Here is a 13,367-nt window from a genome sequence, read left to right as displayed (position 1 = left end):
CTTCGCTCCTTAAACCGTCAACACCACACAACTGTCTGCATCCCAGCACAAACGGACCTCGTCACCCCAGGTGGGTAATCCCTTGCGGTAACGATGTTCATTTTGTAGCTGAGCGCTCAACATCTGACCGCTTTTCAAACGTACGTGGTACACCGACAAATCGCCCAGATAGGCAATGTGCACCACTTCGCCTACCGCGAAGTTATAACCCTCTGGCGGAGGCGATTCGCAGAGCATGATTTTTTCCGGACGCAGCGCAACATACACCGGGACGTTATCGACAACAGACGCATCGGCGTCCACTTTCAGCGGATGCACCAGTCCTGGAGACTCAATCACCAGACCATCTTCCCGACGTTCTTTCAGCAGTCCCTCAAAAACGTTTACCGAACCGATAAACTCTGCGCTGTAACGCGTGGTCGGATGCTCGTAGATCTCTTCTGGCTCACCAATCTGGACAAATTTTCCACGATTCATGATCGCAATACGACCCGCCATCGTCATGGCTTCTTCCTGATCGTGCGTCACCATCACGCAGGTCACACCGACGCGTTCCAGGATATCCACTACCTCCAGTTGCATGCGGTCTCGGAGTTTTTTATCCAGCGCCCCCATTGGTTCATCCAGCAGCAGCAGTTTTGGACGTTTTGCCAGGCTGCGCGCCAATGCCACGCGCTGACGCTGGCCGCCAGAAAGCTGATGTGGTTTGCGTTTAGCGAACTCCTGCATATGCACGAGTCCCAGCATCTCATTCACCCGACTGGCAATTTCAGCCTTCGGCAGTTTGTCCTGCTTGAGACCAAAGGCAATGTTCTGCTCGACAGTCATATGCGGAAACAAGGCGTAGGACTGAAACATCATATTAATTGGACGCAGACAAGGCGGGACATGCGCTAAATCGACGCCATCAAGCATGATTTGCCCGGTAGTCGGCAGTTCAAATCCCGCCAGCATCCGCAGCAGTGTCGATTTGCCACAGCCGGACGCGCCGAGCAGAGCAAATATTTCACCTTTGTAGATAGTAAGATTGACGTCATCAACGGCGTGCTGACCGTCAAATGACTTGGTCAGATTGCGAATTTCAAGCAGCGGGGTCAGCGCCTTGCGGATTTTCGCTTGTGGGCGTGGGGTTGCATCATTCACTCAGGTGCTCTCCGGCATAAAACAAAGAAACGGTGCAAATAACGCACCATAACGGTGCGTATTGCCGGGTTATATGTGTCCGGGCTCAACGCTGCCCGGCAGGCACAAATCCTGCCGGGTCATGTCCCAAACATCGGTTTATTTCCCGCTTTTTACCTTCGTCCATGCGCGGGTACGTACACGATCGATCTTCGGATCCTGTACTTTCAGTGTGAACAACTTAGCTCGCACATCCGCAGGCGGGTAAATACCCGGGTTGTCACGAACTTCAGGGCTGACCAGAGCCGTCGCTTCTTTGTTGGCATTGGCATAAAAAACGTGGTCGGAGATATGCGCAATCACATCAGGGCGCAGCAGGTAGTTGAGGAACTGATAGGCTTCGTCTTTGTTTTTCGCATCGGCAGGCATCGCGAATACGTCAAAGAACGCCATTGCACCTTCTTTAGGAATTGAGAAGGAAATATTGACGCCATTTTTCGCTTCTTTCGCACGGTTTGCTGCCTGCCATACGTCCCCAGCCCAGCCGATTGCAACGCAGGTATCACCGTTTGCCAGGTCGTTGATGTACTGCGAAGAGTGGAAATAGCGAATATTCGGTCGCAGTTTCAACAACAGATCCGTTGCCGGTCCGGTGTAATCATCCGCTTTGGTACTGTTTGGATCTTTACCCAAATAGTTCAGCACCGTGGCGAACACCTCTTCGGGGGCATCAAGGAAAGAGACGCCGCAACTTTTGAGTTTTTCCAGATTTTCTGGCTTGAGGATCAAATCCCAGCTGTCAACCGGCGCATCCGGCCCCAGCACAGCTTTAACTTTATCCACGTTGTAACCAATACCGGTCGTAGCCCACATATACGGCATCGCAAACTTGTTGTCCGGATCGTGTTTGCCCACCAGCTTCAGCAGTTCAGGATCAAGGTTTTTCCAGCCCGGCAATTTGCTCTTATCCAGCGGTTGGAATACGCCCGCGGTCAGTTGACGCTCAAGGAAGCTGGCGGATGGAACGACAAGGTCAAAGCCGGTACTGCCAGCCATGAGCTTACCTTCCAGCACTTCATTGGAATCAAATACGTCATAGATGACTTTAATTCCGGTCTCTTTTTCAAAATTAGCCACCGTGTCCGGGGCAATATAATCAGACCAGTTATATATATGCAGCGTTTTTTGTTCAGCAGCGAGCGTGCCGGCAGAGACGGCCATCAGAGCACCCGCAACCAGGCCTGATAACCATTTTTTATTTAAGGCGGTCATAATCTCTTTCCTTCTGAAAGTTCGTTAACAAACGAACAAAAATGTCACACTCTAATGATATGCAAGAAACGTGCATATTCTTTCATGCGGCACCGATGTAAAGAGAGACCTCTCCTCACGCCGCTATTGCTCGCTGGCATCCGTCCAGGCATTCAACATACATTGTGGCCGTAGAACAGGTCACAAGGGGCTGTTTAAATGATGACGTTGGTAAGCTTCGCAAGAATAACTTTAGCCAGGAATTGTGGATATAGCCCAGATTAAAAAACGTCTTTTATCAATTTTTTATGCAGGAATTGTCTATGACGTAAAGCGGAAGGCGCTGAATAGAGGTGAATAATTCTTTAATGAAAGGTTAAATACAGAATAAAAACGGGCAATACGCAACCGCTCTGGCAGCGGCTGCGCAATATATGTCCAGATTCAGGAAAAATTAATGGAGGAAATGAATTTCAGCGGTGCTATTCTGCGCATCTTCTTCAGCATTAAATAACAGCTGATGCGCACCGGCTTCAAGGATCACCATCGATATCTGCTCTTCGCTCTGGCGAACAAAACATTCAAACTGCTCGAACGTCACGCCCGGCATAACGGATAAAGACTGGCAAACCACCAGTTTTGGCAGATTATCATCCTGCATATCCAGAAAAGCTTTCACCGTCAGTGAGCTGGCATTGATCGCGGACAGATCGGCGGCCAGCGGCAGCAGTGCAGAAGGTCTGACTTCTGCCATCGCGGAAAACAGAATGACGTTATCGACCAAATCAACTTTTGCATCAAAGATGCCGTCAAAATTCTGCATGTGCGGCAAATGCAGCGCCTGACAGGTATCGCATTCAAAAAAACTCATGCCCAGGTCGTCGAGCCATTGACGCAACGTATCCAGAGTGGGAACGACCAGTGATGTCATAATAATGTGCGACCTCTATTGATGAAAAAAATACCGGCACAGCTTACGCAAAAAGAGCGTGTCATACCACGATCGCAATCGATATTGCGCTTAGCCGCCGATTTTAAGGCAAAATTCAGGCGTAGCGTGACGTTCGATCCACTGGATCATCTTGCCAGCTATGTCTATCCCGGTGGTTTTCTCCACTCCTTCCAGCCCCGGAGACGCGTTGACCTCCATGACCAGTGGCCCTCGATCAGCGCGCAGAATATCAACGCCTGCAACGTCCAGGCCCATAGTCCGGGCGGCTTTGAGCGCAATTTCTCTTTCGCGCGGCGTGATACTCGCAATAGTCGCCACACCACCGCGATGGAGATTAGAACGAAAATCGCCCTCTTTAGCCCGTCGTTCAATGGCGGCCACTACTTCGTCGCCCACCACGAAACAGCGGATATCGCGCCCCTTCGCTTCTTTGATATATTCCTGAACCAGGATATGGGCATTCAGCCCACGAAAGGCATCTACCACGCTTTCTGCAGCCTGCCGCGTTTCCGCCAACACCACGCCAATACCCTGGGTGCCTTCAACCAGTTTCACCACCAACGGCGCACCGCCAACCATGTCAATCATGTCGCTGGTATCGTCGGGAGAGTGGGCTATCCCGGTGATGGGTAAATCAATTCCCTGACGCGCCAGCAGTTGTAGCGAACGCAGCTTATCGCGCGCTCGTGTAATCGCTACCGACTCATTCAACGGATAGCTACCCAGCATCTCAAACTGGCGCAGCGCCGCCGTCCCATAAAAGGTAATCGCGGAACCAATCCGCGGGATCACCGCGTCGAAATGGGGAAGCTGACGGCCCTTATAATGAATAGAAGATGCCGCCGGACTGATGTTCATATAGCAAGAAAGGGGATCGATAACTTCAACCAGGTGACCGCGCTGCATCGCCGCTTCACGTAGGCGTTTACAAGAATAGAGCGTTCCGTCCCGGGACAAAATGGCAATTTTCACCCTGCACCTCTCTGAATGACCTGGTAAAAGCTGGCGTATCATACACTGGGTTAAAATCTTTAGCGCGTGGCCCATCCCTGTTTATGCAAATATTCCAGGATAAAGGGGCGACTTTCTTTAATGATGGTACGGCGAATGTGATCGCTCCAGGTGTCACGACGCGTATTGCTGCCGCGGGTCAGATAGTACTGCGCAAGCTGTTCGTCATACTGCGACAAAACGTCTGTATCGAGCGGCTGATACTGGTTTTCGTGCACAACAAGCGACGCAGGCAGGCGCGGCTTGATATCCGGGTTATCCGCAGGCCAGCCAAGGCACAAACCAAACAGCGGCAGAACGTGCTGCGGCAGCTTCAGCAGTTCGGTGACCGGCTCAATATTGTTACGCAGACCGCCAATGAATACGCCGCCAAGTCCCAGCGACTCTGCCGCCGTCAACGCATTTTGCGCCATCATTGCAGTATCAACCACGCCCAGCAGCAGCTGTTCCGCCAGCCCAAGTTGCGCATCAGGGCAAATCTGCAAATGACGATTAAAATCAGCGCAAAACACCCAGAACTCAGCGGCCTGCGCCACATGCTTTTGGCCGCCAGATAAGGTAGCCAGCGATTCACGCAGAGATTTATCCGTTATACGAACGATCGTCGTGCACTGTAGAAAACTGGAGCTTGACGTTCCCTGAGCGGCGGCAATAATCGCCTCACGCTGTGCATCCGAGATAGCATCATCGGTAAAATGGCGAATGGAACGGTGGCTGCGGAGTAAATCAATGGTTGGTGTCATCTCTTTTGTCTCTGTCTAAATCAGTTGAATCACCGGGTGCGCGTGACATCAGTTGCGGTGCCAGCAGTTGCGCAATACGCCACATCAACGCCACCGCAGCAGGGAGCATCAGCAGTACGCCCAGAAATATCATCACCACGCAGGCTAACGGGCTGTTAAGCGGTGCGGGCAAGGTGAGGTAATCGTTAAGCGATAGCAGCGCCAGCGATAACAAAACCATCCCAACTATTTCCAGCATCAATACGCTTTTGGGTAATACACCAATTGTGCGCATACGCGGCCTCCCGGCGAAATGGCTTTCATTATAAAACGTTCCGGCTTGCCGTGTTTAACAGATATAGCTTGAGGATATCAAAGCAACAGGCTGAACCTGCTTTCCATCCGTCACAAATCGCGGCATCATAACAAGTATTGCCATCCGGCCTGATAAGTTCGAGGAGAAAGAGATGTTTGCCGTTATTTTTGGTCGCCCAGGGTGCCCGTATTGCGTGCGCGCAAAAGAATTAGCAGAAAAATTAAGCAGTGAGCATGACGATTTTAACTTCCGCTACATTGATATCCATGCTGAAGGAATTACCAAAGCAGATCTGGAAAAAACAGTAGGTAAGCCAGTTGAAACCGTTCCGCAGATTTTCGTCGATCAAAAACACATCGGCGGTTGCACGGATTTTGAAGCCTGGGCAAAAGAGAATATGAATCTGTTCGCCTGATAGCTGTTTCTACGCCCTCAGCTTGAGGGCGTCATCAGTTCTTTTTCCGCCGTTGATGCTGATTGAATAAGCTACTGATAAATAAAAAACATAATGCGCCAAGCGCGCACCAAAACACCGCACTAAACAACCACGCCAGCTCTTGCCACAATGAACGCGTCGGCATAAAAACGAACCGCATCAGTAACAGGCAGCACGGCGCCGCCAACATTGCACCAAGAAGGGGTTTGAGTACTTCCCTACGATGGGAAAAAAAGCTTGCTGCAGCACCTGGTAAGATAAAAAACAACAATCCGACCTCAGGATGCCCTGCTGCTCTGAATGCCCCTTTCACGTTCAGCGTTAATGAAAGACACACCACAATAAAGAGCACAAAGCAGCAGACCGCACTCGCCCAACTTTGCTTATGTTTCAATCGTTCCTCCTGACACATTCTCTATCGAACACTCTTTTCGCCCGCAGGCGTCCAGTCAGATAAAGTAACTCGGCATTCCATGCCAAAAACACACCCACACGATTCTTATAGCCGTTGATACGTAATGAGATTAAACTAGCCGCATATATTGTTATGCTGCATTATTCGGGGCTGTGTACGATGCTATCGCCCCTTAATTTCTGGCAAAAACATTAGCGTAAATTGCCATTTCTTTCAATAGCTTACTAGTAAACAAGAAGTTAGTCTCCGTGAATATAAACGTCGCAGATTTGTTAAATGGGAATTACATCCTGTTATTATTTGTGGTCCTGGCTCTGGGCCTGTGTCTGGGCAAATTACGTCTGGGTTCAGTCCAACTCGGTAATTCCATTGGCGTTTTAGTGGTCTCCCTATTATTAGGTCAGCAGCACTTTAGTATTAACACCGATGCATTAAATCTCGGCTTTATGCTGTTTATTTTTTGCGTCGGCGTCGAAGCCGGCCCCAACTTTTTTTCGATTTTTTTTCGCGATGGGAAAAATTATCTAATGCTTGCCCTGGTGATGGTCGGTAGCGCAATGCTGATCGCCCTGGGGCTGGGTAAGCTATTTGGCTGGGACATCGGCCTGACGGCGGGTATGCTGGCTGGCTCGATGACCTCAACGCCGGTGCTGGTCGGCGCAGGTGACACCTTGCGCCATTCAGGAATGTCAGGAACACAACTTTCAAGCGCTCTCGATAACCTGAGCTTGGGTTACGCCCTCACCTATTTGATTGGTCTGGTCAGTCTGATTGTTGGTGCGCGCTATTTGCCGAAACTTCAGCATCAGGATCTGCAAACCAGCGCCCAACAAATCGCGCGTGAACGGGGCCTGGATACTGATGCCAATCGTAAAGTTTACCTCCCGGTGATTCGCGCCTATCGCGTTGGCCCGGAGCTGGTGGCATGGGCCGATGGTAAAAATCTGCGCGAACTGGGTATTTATCGTCAGACCGGTTGTTACATTGAACGTATCCGTCGCAACGGCATTCTTGCCAACCCGGATGGTGACGCGGTGCTGCAAATGGGCGATGAGATAGCCCTGGTGGGTTATCCAGACGCCCATGCCCGCCTCGATCCCAGCTTCCGTAACGGTAAAGAGGTGTTCGATCGCGATCTGCTCGATATGCGCATCGTCACTGAAGAAATTGTAGTGAAAAACCACAATGCCGTTGGTCGTCGCCTGGCTCAGTTGAAACTGACCGACCACGGTTGTTTCCTGAACCGCGTGATCCGCAGCCAGATTGAAATGCCTATTGATGACAACGTCGTGCTCAACAAAGGTGACGTATTGCAGGTCAGCGGTGATGCTCGCCGCGTGAAAACCATTGCCGATCGTATCGGCTTCATTTCGATTCACAGTCAGGTGACCGATCTGCTGGCCTTCTGCGCCTTCTTTATCATCGGTCTGATGATCGGGATGATCACCTTCCAGTTCAGTAATTTCAGCTTCGGCATCGGGAATGCGGCTGGACTGCTGTTCGCCGGTATCATGCTGGGCTTCCTGCGAGCCAACCATCCAACGTTTGGCTACATCCCACAGGGTGCGCTGAACATGGTGAAAGAATTTGGCCTGATGGTATTCATGGCTGGCGTCGGTTTAAGCGCAGGCAGTGGCATTGGTAATGGGCTGGGGGCCGTCGGTGGTCAAATGTTGATTGCCGGTCTGGTAGTCAGCCTGGTTCCGGTTGTTATCTGTTTCTTGTTTGGTGCTTACGTATTGCGCATGAACCGCGCCCTGCTGTTTGGCGCCATGATGGGCGCACGTACCTGTGCTCCGGCAATGGAAATCATCAGCGACACCGCACGCAGCAACATCCCTGCGTTAGGTTATGCCGGGACCTACGCGATAGCCAACGTTCTGCTGACATTAGCGGGGACACTCATCGTCATTGTCTGGCCTGGCCTTGGTTAGCGCTGAAATTTACCCTTAAACGAAAATTTTTTGCAGGTAAGCAGAACTTTTCTTCAAGGCGTCAGTCATAACTATTGCCACTGCTTTTCTTTGATGTCCCCAATTTGTGGAGCCCATCAACCCCGCCGTTTTGGTTCAAGGTTGATGGGTTTTTTGTTGCCTGAAATTTACTACTGAAAAAATCAATCACGTACACCAACACCAACACCAACACCAACACCAACACCAGCAGTATGCCCGTATTCGAAGTCAGTGTACTTATGGTTCCTCGTGCTGCCTGGCAATCAAACACAATTAAATTTAACTGGAACCCTACCATCGAAAATTATGGCTATATACCTGTGACTCATATCTCAATTTTTTGAGTCAAAAGTTTGACAGTTCATTTCAACTCTGTTTTATTGCCTACACGATAATTATCCACAACATCTCTATTTAAATAGTGAACTTTTTCATGCTTTTAATTTACTCATGGTGATAAGTAATGAAGCTGCAAACTGTTATTCATAGAAAGAACATAATTTACTTTACTGTCGGCCTGGCCATGTTGACGATAATGGGAATTCTGGGAGTGGACACTTATTTACCTTCAATTCCCGACATCGCAAAAGAATTTGAAAAAAATGTCTCAACCACGCAGTTGTCGATTATGGTTTATACCCTATGCATTGGTTTTGGACAGCTAATTTTTGGTCCATTATCTGATGCTATTGGCCGGCGAAAAATTATGCTTACAGGTGCGGTTATTTATGGCGTGACAACATATTGTCTCACGCTCTCAACCGGTCTGGTTATGTTTCTGGCGATCCGTGTCATACAAGGTCTTTCTATATCAATAACGCTGGTTACAGCAATCAGCGCAGTTCGAGATGTAACTCGTGGTTCAGTGGCCGCGACGCTGTATGCCATCATCATCACTATCGAAGGTGTCGTTCCCATTGCTTCGCCCCTGCTGGGAGGGGTAATTAATGACTTATGGGGATGGCGCGCAATTTTTTTAATGATATGTGGCTATGCTATTATAACGTTAATATACGTTTATTTTAACTTCCCTGAAACACTCAGCCATGAGAGAAGGGTTGCCTATTCATTAGAATCATCATTTAATACGTATAAAGAGATCAGCAAACAACCTCGATTTTATCTACCTTGTCTGTCTCTTGGTCTGTCATTTTCGCTGATTTATTGCTATGTCACAGCCTCCCCATTTATTTTTATGGTTACGTTTGGATACTCATCAACGCAATTTGGTGTGCTTTCATCAATTATTGGAGGCTTCCTACTGCTGGGGGCTGCATTATCAGGTAAACTTCTTAAGAAAAGATCTGCGCCGCAAATTTTGAATTCGTGGCTGAAAATCATCGCCTCATTTATTGTACTGTGTATTCCATTAATAATACTTAGTTATCACGTCAATATTTTTATATTCTTCTTTATTATCCTGATGTTTGCTGGAGGGATGTTCGAATCACTCTATACCTACCTGACCATGTCCAGCCAGCGCACCAACCTGGGAGCGACCTCTGCGTTGATGGGAGCTGCCTCGCTGGTTATTCCGTCAGTTATCGGAGGTGTCGGTAGTTTTTTAATTGAGCTAAATACCAGCATCTGGATGATGTACTTGCTTTTGATAATTTTGATAATGATATACATGTTAAAGAAATATCAAACACTTACAGTAACTGATCGACGTTAAAATGAGCTGATAGACATTGCTGCTATAAGATCTATAGCAGCAATGTCCCCGACATAACCTGATTTTTCATCGCTGAGTGAGGTTCCCCGGAAACGCTTTCTCAAATTTGCAGCATGCCCGTTATGGCACATACTTTACTCGGTGCTAAATGGTGATGGGGTTGCTATGTTACTCTCAGGCAAAGTCGCAATGATCTTCGGTGGCAGCGGCGCTATTGGTAGTGCAGTTGCGCATACTATGGCGCGCGAAGGGGCCCATGTGTATCTGGGCGCGCGCCGTCAGGAAAAGCTGGATTGGACCGCCAGTGGCATCCGAACGGCGGGAGGTACAGTCGAAACCTTTATCACCGATGTACTCGACGAGCACAACGCATCGAAGGAAGTTACCCGCCTTGTACAGCAAACCGGTGGAATAGATGTGGTGGTTAACGCAACGGGATTTATGCACGAACAGGGCAAGCGCATCGATGCATTATCCCTCTCTGAGTTTATGAGCGGTATCACCCCTTTTCTTGCGGCGCAGTTCAATATCGCAAAAGCCGTAACGCCGCACATGGGCGGCAATCGAGCAGGCGTTATTCTCACCATCGTTGCGCCCGCAGCCCCGATGGCGATGCCCGGGCATCTCGGCCATATCGTCGGCTGTGCAGGAACAGAGGCTTTTATTAAGGCGCTCGCCAGCGAGACGGGACCAATAAACATTCGTGTCGTCGGCGTGCGGTCGCATGCGATTGTGGATGCTGTAGCGGCTGGCTCCTATACCGGAGAAATTTTCACCGCTAAAGCACAGTCAATGGGTTTAACCGTCGATCAATGGTTAGGGGGGACGGCGCAAAGTACCATGCTCGCGCGCCTGCCTACGCTTGCACAAATCGCTGAGGTTACAACCTTTCTCGCTTCAGACCATGCCAGCGCCATGACCGCCACAGTGGTAAATATTACCGGGGGCGCCACCATAAGCTAATTTACCCGCTTTTCACGCCACGCGCTGCTGCGAGCCTTTTTTTGCACTCGGACGGGAACACAATGCTATACCGCACATAATAACCAACGCGCTCACCAGATGATATGAATGCAGAGTGACGTGCAAAAACATCACACTAAATAATCCGCCACTCAATGGGATCAAGTGTGAATAGATCTCTCCACGCGTTGCGCCAATGGCGCTAATCCCTTTGTTCCATAATAGATATGACAGCCACGAAGGAAAAATAACAAGATATGCCAGCCCAGTCACAAAGCCTGTATTGGCATAGCTATTCCATCCCGGCATACCATTGCGTATCAACTCCAAAGCCAGTACCGGAATAAGTACAATCGCACCTAACAGCGCGCTCACTGCGACAAAGGCGTTTCCCTTTACCTCACGCGGTTTAATGCGTAAAAAAGCACAATAGACGGCCCAACTTAACGCTGACCCCATGGTCCAGAAATCGCCCTGATTCAGATGCGCAAATACCCGCGCATTTATCATATCACCCTGCGACACCAGCCATATAACACCAACAGTACTCAGGATCACACCAGCTATATTTCGCGCAGAAATCCGCTCTTTAAAAAAGAATTTATTGATTAACAGTACGAGCGCCGGGGTGGTGGACATATAAATCGCGGCATTAAGCGAGGTTGTATATTGCAAGCCGATATACAACGTTAAGGGGAAAAGAACCTGACCACAAAGCGCAAGGAAGACGATAGTACCAAAGGATTTTTTCATCACCGGCCATTGCTCTGTGACCTGACGAAAATAGAGCGTCATCAATAATAACGCGGTAAATACCCAGCGTGCCGCTGATAAAACGATGGGATTAACTTCAGCGACCAAGAGATGACCAATCACATAATTTCCACCCCAAAAACAGGCAGCCAGACTGAGTAAAAGATAGGGCATATTTGCGCCTTATTGTCAGTTGTACGGTATGACCACAAGGCTACGGCGGCGTGAGAATGAATGCTAATATAACGTTTTTATCCATCTGCATAGATTAAAACTATGAAATTTACGCTAAGGCAACTTGAGTTTTACATCGCGCTTGCAGAAACATTACAAATTTCCAAAGCTGCTGCACGCTGTCATATTTCTCAGTCATCAATGACCATTGCCATGCGGAACCTGGAAGAAGCATTAGACGTGCAGCTATTTGTACGTTATCCCAAAGGTGTGAAGCTCACCGCTGAGGGCGAGCGCTTTCTGGCACATGCCTGCAACATCATCAATAGTAGCCACTCGGCTATTGACGCCCTGCATGACAGGAGCGAAATTCTCACCGGCACGGTGCGCATAGGCATTGCCGAAACGCTCTCTGCCTATCTTATCCCGGATATACTCAACGATATTGAACGACGTTTCCCTTTGCTGGAGATCGTGTTTTATGAAGCTACCGCACCGGAACTGGTACAGGCGCTACGGGAACAAAAGGTCGATTTTTGCCTGCTTCTGACCTCAAATATCAACCATGATAACGACCTGGAGATCGAAACATTTATTCGTTCACAGCGCCGCCTGTGGACGTCTATTGGGCATCCGCTACAGAGCCAGGCATCGATCCGTTTAATAGACGTCGAGAAACTACCATTTTTACTGCTGGAAACCGATAAGTACCCTGACGTAATCATCGATTACTGGCAGCAGCGTGGCTATACGCCCAATATCAGTTTTCGCAGCAACTCTTTTGAAGCAATAAGAAGTCTGGTTGCAAAAGGTAGAGGGATAACGATTTTATCCGACCTGGTGTATCGCCCGTGGTCACTGGATGGTCTGCGCGTCATGCACAGAACGATTGATGATTTTATTACTTATATGGATGTCGGGACGGTAAAAATAGCCGCCCGACCGTTGACGCCAGAGGCGGTAAAAGTCATTGATTTTTTACGTCAGGCCGTTACCCGCCTCGACAAACCATTTTGAGGATTTTATCTCTGCGGCAATTCGGCAATACGCTCCACCATCATCAGAATATCTTCTCGCTGCAGCGGTTTTTTATCCGTGACAAAATGCAGCGTCATTCCTTCAATAAACGCATCCAGCGCCCGCGCCGTAACCGGATCAAACCACTGCTCTAACGTTTGTTGGCTGCGTAGCATCCAGTTCTGCATCACCGTTTTCAACGCTGGATTACGGCTGGCGAAAGCATACAGCTGATACATAAGCTCCATATTATCAGGCGTTGTGACCTGGGAGCCGTAAATCATATCGGTAATCGCATGGCAGGCCGCCTGCGCATCAGCAACGTCGGCAAAAAAATCCTGGTACTGCTGAGACATAGTATGCGTAAAACAGCTGAATGCCTCCAACAGCAGATCATCTATTCCTGCAAAATAATAGGTCATTGAGCCCAGTGGCACCTCGGCAATCATAGCGATTTTACGGTGTGTAACCCCATGAATACCATGGATTACTATCGCCTTAAGGGTGGCCTGAACTATTTTTTCCCGCCGCTGCGGATCGTTTGCACGTCGCACTGCATTTCCTCTTCTTGCATTTGTGTACAAATGTACACAACCTTGCTAATG

The 13,367-nt window shown here is 49.1% G+C and carries 14 protein-coding genes; 5 read left to right on the top strand and 9 right to left on the bottom strand.

Going from position 1 to position 13,367, the window contains the following annotated elements; translation table 11 throughout:
* Positions 1 to 9: 9 nt before the first annotated feature.
* From potG to G4551_RS08215, 6 genes are all read right to left on the bottom strand, one after another.
* Positions 10 to 1,143, bottom strand: coding sequence for a putrescine ABC transporter ATP-binding subunit PotG (gene potG, locus G4551_RS08240; RefSeq protein WP_003836930.1), 1,134 nt, complete (start codon positions 1,141 to 1,143; stop codon positions 10 to 12).
* A gap of 138 nt (positions 1,144 to 1,281) precedes the next feature.
* Positions 1,282 to 2,394, bottom strand: coding sequence for a spermidine/putrescine ABC transporter substrate-binding protein PotF (gene potF, locus G4551_RS08235; RefSeq protein ID WP_003035370.1), 1,113 nt, complete (start codon positions 2,392 to 2,394; stop codon positions 1,282 to 1,284).
* Positions 2,395 to 2,827: 433 nt separating this feature from the next.
* Complete coding sequence (locus G4551_RS08230) at positions 2,828 to 3,304, bottom strand: type III secretion system chaperone family protein (protein ID WP_003035368.1); 477 nt, start codon at positions 3,302 to 3,304, stop codon at positions 2,828 to 2,830.
* A gap of 90 nt (positions 3,305 to 3,394) precedes the next feature.
* A complete protein-coding gene (gene rimK, locus G4551_RS08225) occupies positions 3,395 to 4,297 on the bottom strand; it encodes a 30S ribosomal protein S6--L-glutamate ligase (protein WP_003836932.1) in 903 nt (300 codons plus the stop codon).
* Positions 4,298 to 4,356: 59 nt separating this feature from the next.
* Positions 4,357 to 5,079 carry a nitroreductase NfsA gene (gene nfsA, locus G4551_RS08220; RefSeq protein WP_003836934.1) on the bottom strand — a complete coding sequence of 241 codons (723 nt, stop codon included), beginning with the start codon at positions 5,077 to 5,079 and terminating at the stop codon, positions 4,357 to 4,359.
* Positions 5,063 to 5,353 (bottom strand): YbjC family protein, encoded by a 291-nt coding sequence (locus tag G4551_RS08215; RefSeq protein WP_003035362.1) that lies wholly within the window; start codon positions 5,351 to 5,353, stop codon positions 5,063 to 5,065. The genes nfsA and G4551_RS08215 overlap by 17 nt, the downstream gene beginning before the upstream one ends.
* 172 nt (positions 5,354 to 5,525) lie before the next feature.
* Between G4551_RS08215 and G4551_RS08210 the strand changes: the two genes are divergently transcribed.
* A complete protein-coding gene (locus G4551_RS08210) occupies positions 5,526 to 5,789 on the top strand; it encodes a GrxA family glutaredoxin (protein WP_003035358.1) in 264 nt (87 codons plus the stop codon).
* Between the two features lie 34 nt (positions 5,790 to 5,823).
* Here the strand turns inward: G4551_RS08210 and G4551_RS08205 are convergent, their stop codons facing one another.
* Complete coding sequence (locus G4551_RS08205) at positions 5,824 to 6,204, bottom strand: inner membrane protein YbjM (protein WP_003035356.1); 381 nt, start codon at positions 6,202 to 6,204, stop codon at positions 5,824 to 5,826.
* A 269-nt stretch (positions 6,205 to 6,473) separates the two neighbouring features.
* On the opposite strand from G4551_RS08205, the gene G4551_RS08200 reads away from it, so the two are divergent.
* The 3 genes from G4551_RS08200 (at position 6,474) to G4551_RS08185 (ending at position 10,818) form a co-directional block, all read left to right on the top strand.
* Complete coding sequence (locus G4551_RS08200) at positions 6,474 to 8,159, top strand: aspartate:alanine antiporter (protein ID WP_003035354.1); 1,686 nt, start codon at positions 6,474 to 6,476, stop codon at positions 8,157 to 8,159.
* Positions 8,160 to 8,643: 484 nt separating this feature from the next.
* On the top strand, positions 8,644 to 9,855 hold the full coding sequence (locus G4551_RS08190; protein ID WP_003836941.1) for a multidrug effflux MFS transporter: 1,212 nt from the start codon (positions 8,644 to 8,646) through the stop codon (positions 9,853 to 9,855).
* Positions 9,856 to 10,020: 165 nt separating this feature from the next.
* Positions 10,021 to 10,818, top strand: a complete 798-nt coding sequence (locus G4551_RS08185) for an SDR family NAD(P)-dependent oxidoreductase (protein ID WP_032941206.1) — start codon at positions 10,021 to 10,023, stop codon at positions 10,816 to 10,818.
* Between the two features lie 12 nt (positions 10,819 to 10,830).
* On the opposite strand, the gene G4551_RS08180 is transcribed toward G4551_RS08185, so the two are convergent.
* Entirely contained in the window at positions 10,831 to 11,745 is a 915-nt protein-coding gene (locus G4551_RS08180; RefSeq protein WP_003836945.1) for a DMT family transporter, read from the bottom strand.
* A 102-nt stretch (positions 11,746 to 11,847) separates the two neighbouring features.
* On the opposite strand from G4551_RS08180, the gene G4551_RS08175 reads away from it, so the two are divergent.
* Entirely contained in the window at positions 11,848 to 12,762 is a 915-nt protein-coding gene (locus G4551_RS08175) for a LysR family transcriptional regulator (protein ID WP_003836947.1), read from the top strand.
* A 5-nt stretch (positions 12,763 to 12,767) separates the two neighbouring features.
* Here the strand turns inward: G4551_RS08175 and G4551_RS08170 are convergent, their stop codons facing one another.
* Positions 12,768 to 13,316 carry a TetR/AcrR family transcriptional regulator gene (locus G4551_RS08170; protein WP_032936378.1) on the bottom strand — a complete coding sequence of 183 codons (549 nt, stop codon included), beginning with the start codon at positions 13,314 to 13,316 and terminating at the stop codon, positions 12,768 to 12,770.
* Between the last annotated feature and the right edge of the window lie 51 nt (positions 13,317 to 13,367).

Origin of the sequence: Citrobacter freundii ATCC 8090 = MTCC 1658 = NBRC 12681 (genome assembly GCF_011064845.1) — a bacterium.
Lineage (GTDB): Bacteria > Pseudomonadota > Gammaproteobacteria > Enterobacterales > Enterobacteriaceae > Citrobacter > Citrobacter freundii.
Note: the sequence above shows the minus strand (reverse complement) of the source record. Positions and strands in the feature narration are given on the sequence as shown.

Excerpts from the sequence above, each read along its gene's own strand:
- G4551_RS08190 (WP_003836941.1), top strand. The coding sequence starts at position 8,644 with ATGAAGCTGCAAACTGTTATTCATAGAAAGAACATAATTTACTTTACT.
- G4551_RS08175 (WP_003836947.1), top strand. The coding sequence starts at position 11,848 with ATGAAATTTACGCTAAGGCAACTTGAGTTTTACATCGCGCTTGCAGAA.
- G4551_RS08230 (WP_003035368.1), bottom strand. The coding sequence starts at position 3,304 with ATGACATCACTGGTCGTTCCCACTCTGGATACGTTGCGTCAATGGCTC.
- G4551_RS08215 (WP_003035362.1), bottom strand. The coding sequence starts at position 5,353 with ATGCGCACAATTGGTGTATTACCCAAAAGCGTATTGATGCTGGAAATA.
- G4551_RS08210 (WP_003035358.1), top strand. The coding sequence starts at position 5,526 with ATGTTTGCCGTTATTTTTGGTCGCCCAGGGTGCCCGTATTGCGTGCGC.
- nfsA (WP_003836934.1), bottom strand. The coding sequence starts at position 5,079 with ATGACACCAACCATTGATTTACTCCGCAGCCACCGTTCCATTCGCCAT.
- G4551_RS08180 (WP_003836945.1), bottom strand. The coding sequence starts at position 11,745 with ATGCCCTATCTTTTACTCAGTCTGGCTGCCTGTTTTTGGGGTGGAAAT.
- G4551_RS08185 (WP_032941206.1), top strand. The coding sequence starts at position 10,021 with ATGTTACTCTCAGGCAAAGTCGCAATGATCTTCGGTGGCAGCGGCGCT.
- potF (WP_003035370.1), bottom strand. The coding sequence starts at position 2,394 with ATGACCGCCTTAAATAAAAAATGGTTATCAGGCCTGGTTGCGGGTGCT.